At 70.7% G+C, this 14,189-nt stretch carries 11 protein-coding genes and 1 pseudogene; 7 read left to right on the top strand and 5 right to left on the bottom strand.

Features of this window, described 5'->3' with window-relative positions:
• Positions 1 to 1,050 precede the first annotated feature (1,050 nt).
• The 5 genes from ACFV0G_RS14735 to ACFV0G_RS14755 are packed head-to-tail and all read left to right on the top strand — an operon-like array spanning position 1,051 to position 7,324.
• A complete protein-coding gene (locus tag ACFV0G_RS14735) occupies positions 1,051 to 2,349 on the top strand; it encodes an extracellular solute-binding protein (protein WP_380546545.1) in 1,299 nt (432 codons plus the stop codon).
• Between the two features lie 11 nt (positions 2,350 to 2,360).
• Complete coding sequence (locus ACFV0G_RS14740; protein ID WP_380546547.1) at positions 2,361 to 3,383, top strand: carbohydrate ABC transporter permease; 1,023 nt, start codon at positions 2,361 to 2,363, stop codon at positions 3,381 to 3,383.
• Positions 3,383 to 4,225: a carbohydrate ABC transporter permease gene (locus tag ACFV0G_RS14745; protein WP_380546550.1), complete on the top strand. Its 843-nt coding sequence runs from the start codon at positions 3,383 to 3,385 to the stop codon at positions 4,223 to 4,225. Before ACFV0G_RS14740 ends, ACFV0G_RS14745 begins: the two co-directional genes overlap by 1 nt.
• 45 nt (positions 4,226 to 4,270) lie before the next feature.
• The gene (locus ACFV0G_RS14750) at positions 4,271 to 5,770 is read left to right on the top strand and encodes an alpha-N-arabinofuranosidase (RefSeq protein WP_380546552.1); all 1,500 of its coding nucleotides are present in this window, start codon (positions 4,271 to 4,273) and stop codon (positions 5,768 to 5,770) included.
• 36 nt (positions 5,771 to 5,806) lie between these two features.
• Entirely contained in the window at positions 5,807 to 7,324 is a 1,518-nt protein-coding gene (locus tag ACFV0G_RS14755) for a glycoside hydrolase family 43 protein (protein ID WP_380546554.1), read from the top strand.
• A 919-nt stretch (positions 7,325 to 8,243) separates the two neighbouring features.
• Here the strand turns inward: ACFV0G_RS14755 and ACFV0G_RS14760 are convergent.
• Positions 8,244 to 8,414 carry a type II toxin-antitoxin system Phd/YefM family antitoxin gene (locus ACFV0G_RS14760; RefSeq protein WP_380546556.1) on the bottom strand — a complete coding sequence of 57 codons (171 nt, stop codon included), beginning with the start codon at positions 8,412 to 8,414 and terminating at the stop codon, positions 8,244 to 8,246.
• A gap of 146 nt (positions 8,415 to 8,560) precedes the next feature.
• Here ACFV0G_RS14760 and ACFV0G_RS14765 point away from each other — a divergent pair, with 146 nt between their 5' ends.
• Together ACFV0G_RS14765 and ACFV0G_RS14770 are read left to right on the top strand one after the other, a co-directional pair.
• Positions 8,561 to 8,770, top strand: coding sequence for a hypothetical protein (locus ACFV0G_RS14765; protein WP_380546558.1), 210 nt, complete (start codon positions 8,561 to 8,563; stop codon positions 8,768 to 8,770).
• Between the two features lie 14 nt (positions 8,771 to 8,784).
• Positions 8,785 to 10,560 (top strand): SpoIIE family protein phosphatase, encoded by a 1,776-nt coding sequence (locus ACFV0G_RS14770; RefSeq protein WP_380546560.1) that lies wholly within the window; start codon positions 8,785 to 8,787, stop codon positions 10,558 to 10,560.
• Between the two features lie 31 nt (positions 10,561 to 10,591).
• Here ACFV0G_RS14770 and ACFV0G_RS14775 read toward each other — a convergent pair whose 3' ends face one another.
• From ACFV0G_RS14775 to ACFV0G_RS14790, 4 genes and pseudogenes are all read right to left on the bottom strand, one after another.
• Positions 10,592 to 11,158, bottom strand: a complete 567-nt coding sequence (locus ACFV0G_RS14775; protein WP_380546562.1) for a DUF5994 family protein — start codon at positions 11,156 to 11,158, stop codon at positions 10,592 to 10,594.
• Between the two features lie 325 nt (positions 11,159 to 11,483).
• A pseudogene (locus tag ACFV0G_RS14780) lies at positions 11,484 to 11,789 on the bottom strand (SCO5918 family protein); the annotation flags it as partial.
• A 46-nt stretch (positions 11,790 to 11,835) separates the two neighbouring features.
• Positions 11,836 to 12,240, bottom strand: coding sequence for a CBS domain-containing protein (locus ACFV0G_RS14785; RefSeq protein ID WP_380546564.1), 405 nt, complete (start codon positions 12,238 to 12,240; stop codon positions 11,836 to 11,838).
• A gap of 46 nt (positions 12,241 to 12,286) precedes the next feature.
• A complete protein-coding gene (locus ACFV0G_RS14790) occupies positions 12,287 to 13,804 on the bottom strand; it encodes a DEAD/DEAH box helicase (protein ID WP_380546567.1) in 1,518 nt (505 codons plus the stop codon).
• Positions 13,805 to 14,189 lie beyond the last annotated feature (385 nt).

Genomic DNA, 14,189 nt, shown 5'->3' on the forward strand with positions numbered 1-14,189 from the left:
GGCCCCCCGGCGCGGGGGGGGGGGCGGGGGGGGGGGGGCGCGGGGGGGGGGGCGGGGGGGGGGGGGGGGGGGGGGGGGGGGCCCGGGGGGGGGGGGCGGGGAAGCAGCCCCGGCACAGTTTGTTGCCTGCGACAACATACGGCCTGCCAGGGGGCCCGCCAAGCCCTCTCACCGATATCGACGGGTAACGATCACAGCCCTGGGGGCCCCTCCGGGCACTCAGGTCCCAGGGCATGCCGCGTGGCCAACTCGACTTGCAGCGGCGGGAGATGGTGCGCGATGCAGACCTCCGCCGGTGCTGGCGGCACACCCTCCCCCGGGGTCGACAGGGGGAAGGCACGGACGAACCGCCGCCGAGCCGGCGCTGCTCGCACCTGCCGCCGACGATGCTCGCGGGATGCGGATCCGCCGGCGGCAGGCCCCGGCCCGACGCTCCACCCTCAGGAGTGCGCACCGGGGGCCGCCGGAGGTGCGCCGGAGTCCCGGTTCCGCCGGCACTCGAATGTTAGCGCTCACAAAACCCCTGTCAAGGCCCCCGACAACCGGGGGATGGGCCTAGCGGCCGCTCGAGGGCGGGACCCCTCCCCCGCCGGCACACGAGCGCCGGACAACGGCCGCGGGCGCGGCCGGACGGCCGGAACAGCACACCCCGCAGTGGAACGGCGCATCCGGTGACGCCGCGCCGGTGACGGAGTCGAGCCACAGAAGCCCGCACCCTGAAGGGAATTCGCCCATCCCCGAAGACCGCGGTCGGTAACCCGGACTTCGAAATCTTTCGGAGTCAACCGCAGATAATCCGTCGCAACTTTCGCAACAATTTCGGAAACAGGTCATTGACGGGCGCTCCGCGCCGAGCACATACTCTCCAGCGATCGAACCGCCCGTGGCGACCACCCGCCCACGGTCACACCCGCCCGTCCGGCACGTCCACCCGCACGTGACCGGACGGGAACGCAGGGGTTCGCGGCGATCCCCCACCTGACGTGCCGTCACTGCGCGTGCACCGTACCGGACGCTTCCGGCAACGACCACAGAACAGGAAGTCCCACGATGACGAGAAAGACACGCCGCACGACGGCTGCCGCGATCGCCCTGGGCATCACACTCGCCGTCACCGGGTGCGCCGGCGGAGGCGACGCAACCGGGAGCGGCGGCTCGTCCGACGGCAAGGTCACGCTGACCTTCTGGGAGAACGCGCAGCCCGGTCCGGGCGCCGAGTACTGGAAGAGTGCCGTGGCGGCGTACGAGTCGCTGCACCCGAACGTCAAGATCAACATCCAGACGATCCAGAACGAGGATCTCGACGGGAAGCTGCAGACCGCGCTCAACTCCGGCTCCGCGCCGGACATCTTCCTGCAGCGCGGCGGCGGCAAGATGCAGGCCATGGTCCAGGCCGGCCAGGTCCAGGCGCTGGACCTCACCGACGCCGACCGGACGAACGCGGGCGCGGCGGCCGTCGCCGGTTACTCGATCGACGGCAAGGCCTACGCGATGCCGGTCGACACGCAGCCCGAGGGCGTCTACTACAGCAAGGACCTCTTCCAGCAGGCCGGCATCACTGCGCCGCCCACGACGATGGACGAGCTCCAGGCCGCCGTCGCGAAGCTGAAGGCGATCGGCGTCGCGCCGATCGCGGTCGGTGCCAAGGACGCCTGGCCGGCCGCGCACTGGTACTACAACTTCGCCGTGCGCGAGTGCAGCCAGGACACCTTGAAGAAGGCCGCTCAGTCGCTCAAGTTCACCGACTCGTGCTGGACCAAGGCGGGCGAGGACCTCGCTTCGTTCCTGAAGGTCGAACCCTTCCAGCAGGGCTTCCTGACGACCTCCGCGCAGCAGGGCGCCGGATCGTCCGCGGGCATGCTCGCGAACCACAAGGCGGGCATGGAGCTCATGGGCAACTGGGACCCCGGCGTGATCGGCAGCCTGACCGCTGACCAGAAGCCGCTTCCCGACCTGGGCTGGTTCCCCTTCCCCGCCGTGCCCGGCGGCCAGGGCGACCCGGCGGCCATCATGGGCGGCCTCGACGGCTACTCGCTGTCCAAGAAGGCGCCGAAGGAGGCCCTGAGCTTCCTGCAGTTCCTGGTCACCCCGGAGCAGCAGAAGGAGTACACCAAAGCGTTCGTCACCATCCCGGTGAACAAGGACGCCCAGGCGGGCATCAGCGAGCCCTACAACGTCTCGGCGCTGCAGGCGTTCAACAAGGCCCCCTACTCGGTGCTGTTCCTCGACACCGAGTACGGCCAGAGCGTCGGCAACGCCATGAACACCGCCGTCGTGAACCTGTTCGCCGGCAAGGGCAGCGCCGCAGACATCGCCAAGGACACCAACGCCGCCGCCGCGAAGGGCTGAGCAAGCACACGATGAGCAACACCCTGGGTACTGAGACGGCCGACGGCCGCCAGTCGCAGGGCACGCCCGGAGCCGGGAGCGCGGCCTCGTCCGTGCCCCCGGCTCCGCCGGCGGCGGCCGCCCGCCGCCGTGGCCGTGCCAAGCTGCGGTTCGAGATCGCGCTCCTGTCCGGACCGGCGATCATCGTGTTCCTGGCGTTCGTGATCTTCCCGGTGGCACTCGCCGCGTTCTACGGTTTCTACAAGTGGCACGGCTACGGGGCGCCCACCGACTGGGTCGGCCTGCACAACTACGAATTGATCTTCACAGACCCGGCGTTCCAGCAGGTCCTGTGGCACACCGGCGTGATCCTGGTGCTCTCCCTGGCCGTCCAGGGCCCGCTGGCGATCACCCTCGCACTCCTGCTCAACCAGAAGATCCGCGGCCGCTCGGTCATCCGCGTCCTGATCTTCGTGCCCTACGTCGTCTCCGAGGTCATCGTCGGCACCGGCTGGAGCCTGATGCTCCAGAGCGGCGGTGCCGTCAACGACCTGCTGCGGCACCTCGGCCTGGGCTTCCTGCAGGCCGACTGGCTCTCCGACCCCGATCTGGCCATCTGGACGCTACTGGGCATCATCTCGTGGAAGTACATCGGCTTCGCGGTGATCCTGATGCTCGCGGGCCTGCAGTCGATCCCCGAAGAACTCTCCGAAGCCGCCCAGATCGACGGCGCCTCGTACTGGCAGATCCAGCGCCGCATCACGCTGCCGCTGCTGGGGCCGACGATCCGCATCTGGGCGTTCCTGTCGATCATCGGCTCGCTGCAGCTGTTCGATCTCGTCTACATCATCTGGGGCCCGTACGTGGCGGGTACCGCGGGCACCTCGACCATGGCGATCTACATGGTCGCCCAGGGCCGCAACGCCGGCAACTACGGCTACGGAAGCGCGATCGCGGTCGTGATGTTCCTGATCTCGCTCGTCGTCGCGCTGATCTACCAGCGCTTCCTCCTGCGCCGCGACCTGCAGGGTGCCATCACCGAAGGAGCCTCCTGATGAGCGCGACGACCACCGACAAGCCGCAGAAGTGGGGGAATCCCTTCGCCTACTTCGTCGCCCTGCTCTTCATCGGGGTCTGCGTCCTGCCCGTGCTCCACATCGTGCTCGGCGGGTTCCGCACCAACTCGCAGATCAGCACGAGCCCGGCCGGCCTGCCGCACCCCTGGGTCGTCAGCAACTACGCGAACGTCCTGGAGTCGGTGACGTTCTGGGGCGAGTTCGCCAACTCCGTCATCGTGGCGCTCGCGAGCACCGCCGGCACCGTGGTCCTCGGCCTGATGGTGAGCTTCGTGCTCGCCCGCTACGACTTCAGGCTCAAGGGGGCGATGTACTCGCTGTTCGCCGCCGGCCTGATGTTCCCGATGGTCATCGCGATCACCCCGCTCTACATCGTCGTCAAGGACCTCGGTCTGGTCGACAACCTGCTCGGCGTGATCGTCCCGCAGATCGCCTTCGGCCTGCCGACGACCGTCATCATCCTGGTGCCGTTCCTCAGGGCCATTCCGAAGGAGATCGAGGAGGCGGCCGCGATCGACGGTACGAGCCGGCTCGGGTTCTTCTTCCGCATGGTGGTCCCGCTGTCGCGCCCCGGCGTCGTGACGGTCGGCATCCTCGGATTCATCGGCAGCTGGAACAACTACGTGCTGCCGCTGTACATCCTGAACTCGCAGGCGAACTTCACCCTGCCCCTCGGCGTCCAGGCGTTCTCCTCGCAGTACTCCGTGGACACCGCGAAGGTCCTCGCCTTCACCTCCCTCGCCATGCTGCCCGCGATGGGGTTCTTCGCAGCCTTCGAGAAGAAGATCGTCGGCGGCCTCACCGGTGCCGTGAAGGGCTGAGACCGCGCCCCCGCACCGCGCCGACCCACCGGAAGGAAGACCGAATTGCCCCGCGCACACATCGAACTCGACAGGCGGGCCGTCATCGGCCCCGTCCGGCGCCGCACCTTCGGCTCGTTCGTCGAACACCTCGGCCGCAGCGTCTACACAGGGCTGTACGAGCCGGACCACCCGACGGCGAACGACGACGGGTTCCGCATGGACGTCGTCGAGCTCGTCAGGGAACTCGGCACCACGACCGTCCGCTACCCCGGCGGGAACTTCGTCTCCGGCTTCCGCTGGGAGGACTCGGTCGGCCCACGCGCGAACCGCCCGGTGAGGCGAGACCTCTCCTGGCACTCGCTGGAGTCGAACCAGGTCGGCCTCGACGAGTTCGCCAGGTGGCTCAAGCTCACCGACTCCGAGCTGATGCTGGCGGTCAACGTCGCCACCCGCGGCATCCTGCCCGCCCTGGACCTGCTCGAGTACGCCAACCACCCCTCCGGCACGGCGCTTTCCGACCTGCGCATCGCCAACGGCACGCCGGACCCGCACAACGTGCGCATGTGGTGCCTCGGCAACGAGATGGACGGACCGTGGCAGACCGGTTTCATGACGGCCGACGACTACGGCAAGATCGCCGCCCGCACCGCCGCCGCGATGAAGGCGGCCGACAAGGACCTCGAACTCGTCGTCTGCGGCTCCTCCGGCTCCGGCATGCCGACGTTCGGCGACTGGGAGCGCACGGTACTCGAACACAGCTACGACTACGTCGACTACGTCTCGTGCCACGCGTACTACCAGGTGCACGACGGCGACCTCGGCTCCTTCCTCGCCTCCGCGATCGACATGAACCACTTCATCGACACCGTCGTCGCGACCGCCGACCACGTGGGGTACAAGAAGCACTCGAACAAGAAGATCAACATCTCCTTCGACGAGTGGAACGTCTGGTACCTGAAGGAGCACCAGGAGTCCGGGGAGGTCAACGACGAGTGGCGCCACGCCCCTCGGCAACTGGAGGACGAGTACACGGTGGCGGACGCCGTCGTCGTCGGCAACCTGCTGATGACGCTCCTCGAGCGCAGCGACCGCGTCACCTCGGCCTCGCTGGCCCAGCTCGTCAACGTGATCGCGCCGATCATGACCGAGCCCGGCGGCCCGGCCTGGCGGCAGACCACGTTCTACCCGTTCTCGATCACCAGCCGTCTCGCTTCCGGCGAGGTGATCCGGCCCGTGATCGACGCGCCGACGTACCCGACGGCACGCCACGGCGAGGCGCCCGTCATCGACGCCGTCGCGACCGTCGACGGGGACCGGGCCGCCGTCTTCCTCGTCAACCGCGATCTGACGGAGACGGCGCAGGTCACGATCGACGTCCGGAGCCTCGTCCCGTCGCGCGTCGTCGAGGCGGTGACGCTCTCCGACTCCGACGTGTACGCGAAGAACACGCTCGCCGGGCAGCTCCGGGTGACCCCGTCCGCGAACCCGAGCGCGGCCCTCGCCGACGGCGTCCTCAGCATCGAACTGCCACCGGTGTCGTGGACGGCGATCTCCCTCGGCTGAACGACGGCACGAAGCAGCTCTTGGAAAGGACCGCCCGTGCGGACGTACGACAACCCCGTGATCAGCGGATTCCATCCGGACCCCAGCGTCTGCCGGGTCGGTGACGACTACTACCTGGTGTGCTCCAGCTTCGAGTACTTCCCCGGGCTGCCGGTCTTCCACAGCAGGGACCTGGTGCACTGGAGGCAGATCGGCAACGTGCTCGACCGCCCCGGGCAACTGCCGCTGCCGCTACCCGGCAGCACGGCCTCCCGCGGCCTCTACGCACCGACGATCCGTCACCACGACGGCCGTTTCTGGGTGATCAACACCAATGTCAGCGACGGCGGTAACTACATCGTCACCGCGGAACGGCCCGAGGGCCCCTGGTCGGACCCGGTGTGGATCGACCTCCCCGGGATCGACCCGGACCTGGCGTGGGAGGAGGACGGCACCTGCTGGTGCGCCTTCACCGTCCCGGGCATCCACCTCGCCCGGATCGACCCGCTCAAGGGCGAGGTGCTGGAGGGGCCTTTCCCCACCTGGTCGGGCACCGGCCTCAAGTGGCCCGAGGCCCCGCACCTCTACCGCATCGGCGACTGGTGGTACCTGCTGATCGCCGAGGGCGGCACCGAACGCGGCCACGCCGTGTCCATCGCCCGCGCCCGCTCACCGCGCGGCCCCTGGGAAGGCGCACCGGCCAATCCCGTGCTGTCCCACAGCGGGACCGACCGGCCGATCCAGAGCACCGGCCACGGCGACCTCGTCACTGCGCCCGACGGCGCCTGGTGGATGGTGCTGCTCGGCACCCGCCCCCGCGGCTTCACGCCCAACTTCCACGTGCTGGGCCGGGAAACCTTCCTCACCCCCGTGGAATGGAACGAGAGCCGCTGGCCCGTCGTCGCACCGGTTGACGAACGCCGCCCCGCACCCGGCGGCGCCTGGCACCCCTTCCCCGCCCCGCCCGCTCGCGACGACTTCGACGCGCCCGGGCTCGCGCCGCACTGGATCTCTCCCCACGCCCGCCCCGACGGGTCCTGGTCGCTGACCGAGCGCGCCGGCTGGCTCTCCCTCACCGCCACCGGCCCCACCCTCGACCGCCCCGGCCACACCTTCGTCGGCCGCCGCCAGCAGCACCACGACTGCCGTACCTCGGCCCTGCTCGACCCGGGCACCGGACGGGGCGGCCTGAGCGTGCGGATGGACGAAGCGCACCACTACGACCTGGAGGCCGGTGCGGGAGAGGTCCGTGTCGTCGCCCGCATCGGTCCGCTGCGCCAGACCCTGGCCCGTCGCCCGGTGCCGCCGGGCCCGCTCACCCTCACCGTGACGGTCCGCACCACCGACCTCGTGTCCCCGTCCCCCGAACTCGCCGGCACCGAGCCCTCCGGCCCCGACACCATCGCCTGCTGGCTGGGCGACCCCGACGCCCCGGGCGCGGAGCCGCTCGCCGAACTGGAGGGGCGCTACCTCTCCACCGAGGTCGCCGCCGGCTTCACCGGACGTGTCATCGGCATGTACGCCACCGAGGGCACCGTTGCCTTCGATTGGTTCGACTACCTCCCGGCACCCTAGTACTCCAGCAGCGCTTCTCCATTCTTGCTGGTCAAGGGCCTGAGAGTGGGGAGTGTAGTGCTGCGGATCCGGGTGTGGGACGGTCTCGTGCGGACTGTCCCACCAACGGGTGGCCGCGCCGCACGTAGTGACTGCGGTGTGGGTGTGCCTGGTGGCCGCGTCGCCATCGTGACCACTTCATGCCATGGCCGCGGTCCGTAGGACGGTGGCCGGGTCCCGCTGCCAGCGACGGCGGATCTCGGCCGGTCTGAGGTCCACGAGGTGTCGGTTGCAGGATCCCTGGGAGCAGCATCGCGAAGGTGAACCCGTCCGGCCAGCGCCGGGGGTCGACGCCACCCACCCCAAGGCCGTCACGACGGGCGACCGCGCCTGGCCCACCGCCCACCCACCTTCAGTTCCACCTAGAGAACACAGTTGGCCTGCCCGGTCCGGGTGGTGCGGGGGTGGAGGGGTGCCGGTTGGCCAGTTTCTGACGAGGGGCGGCCTCGGCAAGAATCACCGTCAGATAGCGTCGACTCCAGCCTCCCGGGCCGCTCGGATCCTGTCCCAACCCACCGCGCCCGCCGAACCCGACTCACCCGTGCTGGGACGGGCTGACCGGGCTGGATGCCGTGTGATCAGGCGCGGCCGGGGTGGAAGAGCAGGATGGTGACGGCCTGCTCGTGGATCCCGTACTGGACCCGATAGAGGCCGGCCTGGATGCGAGAGATGCCGCTGCCCCGGCGGTGAAGGCGCCGGCCGGCCCCGGGTCGTCGGCGAGGGGGTCGACGGCGTGGAGGACCTGCTGGATGCCGCCCCCGTCGGCGGCGGCGACCTTCTCCGCCGCGGTGAGAGCGGCGGGCTCCCAGACGACGCAGTAGGTCACGCACTCTCTCCGAGGACCCGGCGCCGGGCCTCGCCGCGGGGCTGATGGGCCAGGCTACTCGGCGTTGACCCGGTGGTACTCCAGCTCCTTCAGCTCGGCCGGGCTGATCAGCACGGCCATGATCTGGCCCCGGTCCGAGAGGGCGATGCGCTTCTGCTCGGCGCTGACTTGCCGTGCCAGGGCCCCCAGCTTGTTGCGGGCCTCGGTGATCGGATAGGTATCCATGCGCAGAACCTTACAGTAGTGCGCACTATGTGGCGGTTTGTTCTTCCAGGGTCCGCCGGTTCCGCCTGCGGGCCGCAGAATGGAGTCGTCGGGGCGGTTCGGGTGGCGGTGCCGGGCCGCCGGACGGACTGCGCAAGGGAGACGTGATGGCTTCGAACGAATCTCCGACTCCAGAGAACTCGCCGGAGGCAGAAACGCGTACCGAGCTGCTGCGGGCGATCAGTGCGGAAACCCGGGCGCTGGGCCGGTACAGCGGCCAACACCACCGTGCGCTGGTGGAACTGGCACACGCGTACGCGCTGGTGACCGGCGGCCTCGGGGCACCGGCGACCTCCAGCCCAGAGCAGCGGTTGTAGGCAGGCTGGCGGCGATGGTGCCCGGCGACAGCGGCTGGGAAGACGAGCAGCGGTTGATCGGCTCGGCGTTCGCGGGGCTGGCGGCCGGGGTGCTGCTACTCGACGCGGGTGGGCGGATTCTGGCCGTCAATCCGCGGGCCGAAGAGCTGCTGGGCCGCAGCGCGGCGGCGATGGTGGGGGCGGGGGCGCACGAGTTGCTGCACCGGAGCCCCGACGGCGCCGTGGTTCCGCGCGCGCGGTGCCCGTTGTTGGCCGTTGTGCAAACCGGGCGGCCGGCCTGGGGTGCGAGTGATGCCTTTCTGACCGGTGACGGCAGGACTCTGCCGGTGCGCTGGTCTGCGGCGCCGATCGTGCACGGGGGCCGGCCGGTGGGCATGGCCGTGCTGTTCGCCGACATCGCGGGAAGCAGTGCGCCCGTCGGGTCGGAGGCTTCCCAGGTCAGCCTCCTGCAGGACCTGACCGAGCGGCTGACCTTGGTCGGCGCGATCACCGGGGTGCTCTCCGAGACGTTGGACGTCGAGGAAGCGGTGGATCTTCTCGGTCCGCTGCTCGTCCCCGAGCTGGCGGACTGGGTGGCCGTGGATCTGCGGACCCCTGAGGGTGACATCCGCCGCGTGGCCGTCCTCGGTCCGGCGGGACGGGACGCCACCCTGGAGGCGTGGAGGGGTCCGCTGCCGCCACCCACGGCGCTCTCGCAGTCGGCGCTGGTACAGGTGCTGCATGGCGCCGAACCCCTCGTGCTCGGTGCCCGGGAGATGGCCGAACCGCCCGATGCCCCGCTCGCCGCGGTCCAGGCAGGGTTCCTGCGCGCCCTGGGCGCGACCTCGGCCGCCGTGGTCCCACTGAGCAGCGCCCGCGAGGTCACCGGGGCGATCACGGCGGTGCGCACCGGTGCGGGGCGTCCGTTCACCGACGGCGAGCTCGCACTGCTTGCCGACATCGGTCACCGGGCGGGGGTGGCCATCGACAATGCCCGCCTGTTCGGCGAGCAGCGTGACATCGCGACCGCCATGCAGCGTCACCTGCTCACCGAGCTGCCGCGCGGTCCGGACTTGCAGCTGGCCGCCCGCTACCAGCCGGCTCCGGCCGGTTCGCGGGTCGGCGGCGACTGGTACGACGCCTTCCCGCTCAGCGACGGCGCGACCGCGCTGGTCATCGGCGACGTGATCGGGCACGACCTCCAGGCCGCCGCCCGGATGGCCCAGCTGCGCAACATCCTTCGCGCTCTGGCCTGGGACCGGCACGAGGCGCCGGCCGCCGTCGTGGCGCGACTCGACGACGCGATGACGAGTCTGACCGACGTCCCCATGGCCACCATGATCCTCGCCTACGCCGAGCAGTCCCCGAACGGGCCCTGGCGACTGCGCTGGACAAGCGCCGGACACCCACCACCCCTGCTGCTCCCCGCCGCCGGAACCCTCTCCCGCGGCGGCGCGGCCCGCTACCTCGACGCCGGCCAAGGGCTCGTCCTCGGCGCGGGCGGAGACCCCGGACGTCCCACCGGCACCGAGGACCTACCGGCGGGCTCGACCCTGCTGCTGTTCACCGACGGACTCGTCGAAGCCCCGGGCACCGACCTCGAGACCGGCCTGGAAGAGCTGCGCCGCCACGCCACCAGCGTGGCGGAATACCCGCTGGAGGAGTTCTGCGAGCAGATCCTGCGGGCCGTGCCACCCGGCAGTACCGACGACACAGCCCTTCTCGCGCTCCGAGTTCCACCGGACACGAGGGGAATCCGGAGCCCGGGCGCTGACGCAAGGCCGGACAGACGGCGCCGATTGAGCCGTTAGTGGACGGCGATGGCTCGGTCGAGCGGGGGGCCTACGCCGCGGGAGCGCCGACCGCTTCGGCACCGTCGGCGGCTTCCGCGGCGATCAGGGCGCCGGCCGTCCGGGTGTTGACGGGGTCGGCAGCCAGGGACATCAGCCGGGCGGCCCGGGCGCGGTCCGTCGACGGCGGGACGACCAGCAGGTTCAGCCGACGCGGTGCGTACGAACACACCATGATCATGTGCTCGTCCTGTTCCACGGTGAACCAACCCGCGTGAACGACGTGCCCCTCGACCGGGATCCGCCGCGGAACGACCGGCCACTGCGCCGGGTTCACGGTGATCCGTGTGACGCGGCCCCACCGCTGATCGAGTTCGGCTGCCAGGGAGGGGAGTTCGAGGAGAAGATCACGCGACCGGGGCCACCAGGCACCGTCCAACCGGCCGGCGCGCACGCCGGCAGGGGCGAGGGACAGGCGTAGCGTCGGCTCCGGGGGCACGGGCGTTGTCGCACGATCGAAGGTCGCGGTCATGATGAAGGACCCTGTCTCCGGATCCGGCCGCGGCCGGACACGGCGTAGCCGTTCGCCGGAGACGACGCCAGAATCCAGTGCCGGCATGCGAAATACCTTCGGTGATGCACAGGATACTCTCTGCCGATGCCGAACCCACCATGGGCGGCGGCCCGAAATGCGTTCCGACCGGCCTGCGAGGTCGGGAGGGATCCTGCGGGTGGGGGGCGGGGCTCCGGGTCAGGCTTCAAGGACCTGGTGTCGGCGCAGGCCGCGCCGAGTCAGCGCACCACACCCCGGCATCCTCAAAGCCGTACGCGACCGCGGGGAACGCGGCCGGACCCTCGTCGGGTTCGCCGAACGGGCCGCCTCACCTCGCGGTGGGATCCTCACCTCTGTTCCGATGGCGGCTCCCGTCTGCCTGTCCGTCAGGCGCCCCGGGGACGCCGAGCATGGCGGAGGCCTGCTGGAGCGGGTCGAGGAAGCGGGTGGGCGCGGCGGTCCGGGGAAGGCCGCGGCAGGTGAAACCGAGCTGGGCCATGGCCCGCAGGACCTCACCGGCGCTGAAATCGCGGCGGTCCTGGCGGGTGATGACCTGGCCGACCTGCTTGACGGGGTAGGCGCGGCGGCCGATGATCACCGACTCGCCGGTGACCTGCTCGGGCTTGATGCTCTTCATCGATTCCAGGACGCCGCTCCTGGTGAGGTCGAACGGGAAGCGGGCGATGACACAGCGCATGGTGCCTCACAGAGAAGAAGGGGATGGTCTGCCGCGACGAGGCGGTTCAGCGGGTAAGGGCGGGGACACCCGCAGCGCGGCCCTGGATGTCGCGGCCGGGCCGGGCAGCGGACCGGCGGTGGTGCAGGGCGTGCTCGGCTTCGTCCACCGGTGTCACGGGCGACGTGAACTGCCCGGGCTGGCCGAAGATGTCCCGCAGCTGGACTTGGTCCGTGTAGGCGGGGCTGTCCCGGACGGCGGCGAGCTGGGCCTGGGTGACAAGTCCGGTGCACAGGCCGTCGTCGTCGCAGACGAGCAGGTGGCCGACGCGGGCGCCCGCGAGGACGGACAGGGCCACCTCGACGGTCATGTCGTCACAGACCTGGGGTCCGTCCGTGTCCACGGCGCCGGTCGCCGTCCTGTGCGCGGGAGCGGCAACCGCGGGGCGGTGTTGCACCTGGACCAGCGTCAAAACGTACCTCCTGCTGAGATGGGTCAGTGTCCTGATCACGTGCTGCTCAGGCCGCCGCGTCGAAGGCGGACCGCCGCACGCCCGGGCGCCGGCCGGCCGATGCGGGACTGCGTCGAGCGCGGGGGGCCGCGCTGCGCTTGCGCCGCTCGACCGTCGGAGCGGTGACGGGGACGGTGACGGGCACGCCGGTGGGTACTCGGGCTCCGGTGATGCGGGCCAGGTCCTCGTCGCCGGCGCTGACCCTGGTCGTGACGGGGGTGATGGCGGCGGTGGCCATCATGCGGGCCATTTCGCGGCGCTGGTTGGGCAGGACGAGCGTGACGACGGTGCCGGACTGTCCGGCCCGGGCGGTGCGTCCGCCGCGGTGGAGGTAGTCCTTGTGGTCGTTCGGCGGGTCGAGGTTGACGACCAGGTCGAGGCCGTCGACGTGGATGCCGCGGGCGGCGACGTTGGTCGCGATCAGCGCGGTCACCTGGCCGGTGCGGAACTGCTCCAGGGTGCGGGTGCGCTGGGGCTGGGACTTGCCGCCGTGCAGGGCTGCGGCCCTCACGCCGTTGGCGAGCAGATCCTGCACCAGGCGGTCGGCGCCGTGCTTGGTCGCGATGAACATCATGACTCCGCCGTCGCGGGAGGCGATGTGGGCGATCGTGGCGTTCTTGTCGGAGTTCTGCACGTGCAGCACGTGATGCTCCATGGTGCTGACCGCCCCCGCGGACGGGTCCACCGAATGGGTGACCGGGTCGTTGAGGAAGCGCCGTACCAGGCGGTCGACGTTGCGGTCCAGGGTGGCGGAGAACAGCATCGTCTGCCCGCCGTCGGCGACCTGTTCCAGCAGCTCGGTGACCTGGGGAAGGAAGCCCATGTCGGCCATCTGGTCGGCCTCGTCGAGCACCGTGATGCCGACGCCGTCCAGCTGGCAGTCCCCGCGCTGGATCAGGTCCTTGAGCCGGCCGGGGGTGGCCACCACGACCTCCGCCCCGCGGTTCAGCGCCTGCGCCTGACGACCGATCGACATCCCGCCGACCACGGTCGCCAGTCGCAGCCGTACCGCGTGGGCGAACGGGGTGAGAGCGTCGCTGACCTGCTGGGCGAGTTCACGGGTCGGCACCAGAACGAGGGCCAGCGGCCGGCGCGGCTCGGCCTTCCGGCCGGCGGTGCGGGCCAGCACGGCGAGGCCGAACGCAATGGTCTTGCCGGAGCCGGTGCGGCCGCGGCCCAGAACGTCGCGTCCGGCCAGCGAGTTCGGCAGTGTCGCGGCCTGGATCGGGAACGGCGCGGTGACACCCTGGCGGGTCAGGGTCGAGAGCAGGGCCTTGGGCATGTCCAGTTCATCGAACGCTTCGACGGCCGGGAGCGGCGGCGTGATGCTGACCGGCATCGCGAACTCGCCCTGCGGGGATGAGCCCTGACGGGCCTTACCGTCGCTGCGGCGGTCGCCGTAGAAGGAGCTGCCGCCGGAGCGGGATCCGTAGGCGCCACCGGAGCGAGAGGAGGACGAGGTGCGGGAGGAGGACGAGGCGCGGGAGTTGGCGTTCTGGTACGAGGAGCGGCTGGAACGGTTCATACGAAACCTTCCTGGGGCGGCACGTCGCGACGAGCTCCGCGGCGCAAGGCGCCGGCAGGAGGCCGCGGGGAACGGGCCGAAAGTGTGAAGAGCGGGGCGTGGACGGTGGAACCGTGCGGCACGTCACCTCAGGTCGTCGCTCGCGGCAGTGCAGGAGCGAAGATCCTCGAACCGTGGATGTCACGGCAGGGCGCCGATCCGGACGCGGCGCTGTACGCCTCGCGTGGGGATGGCCGCCGGTGGCGGAGCCAGGGGGCCTGAACGGCCGGGAAATGCGTCGTGGAGCAATGCCGAGGGGCCCGCACCGGGCATCGTGTACGCGGTGCGGGCCCCTCGCTGCTGGGCGGGTGCCGTGGCAGAAGAACTACAGCGGACGAATGTTCTC

The organism is Kitasatospora sp. NPDC059571, assembly GCF_042735675.1.
Taxonomy (GTDB): Bacteria; Actinomycetota; Actinomycetes; order Streptomycetales; family Streptomycetaceae; genus Kitasatospora.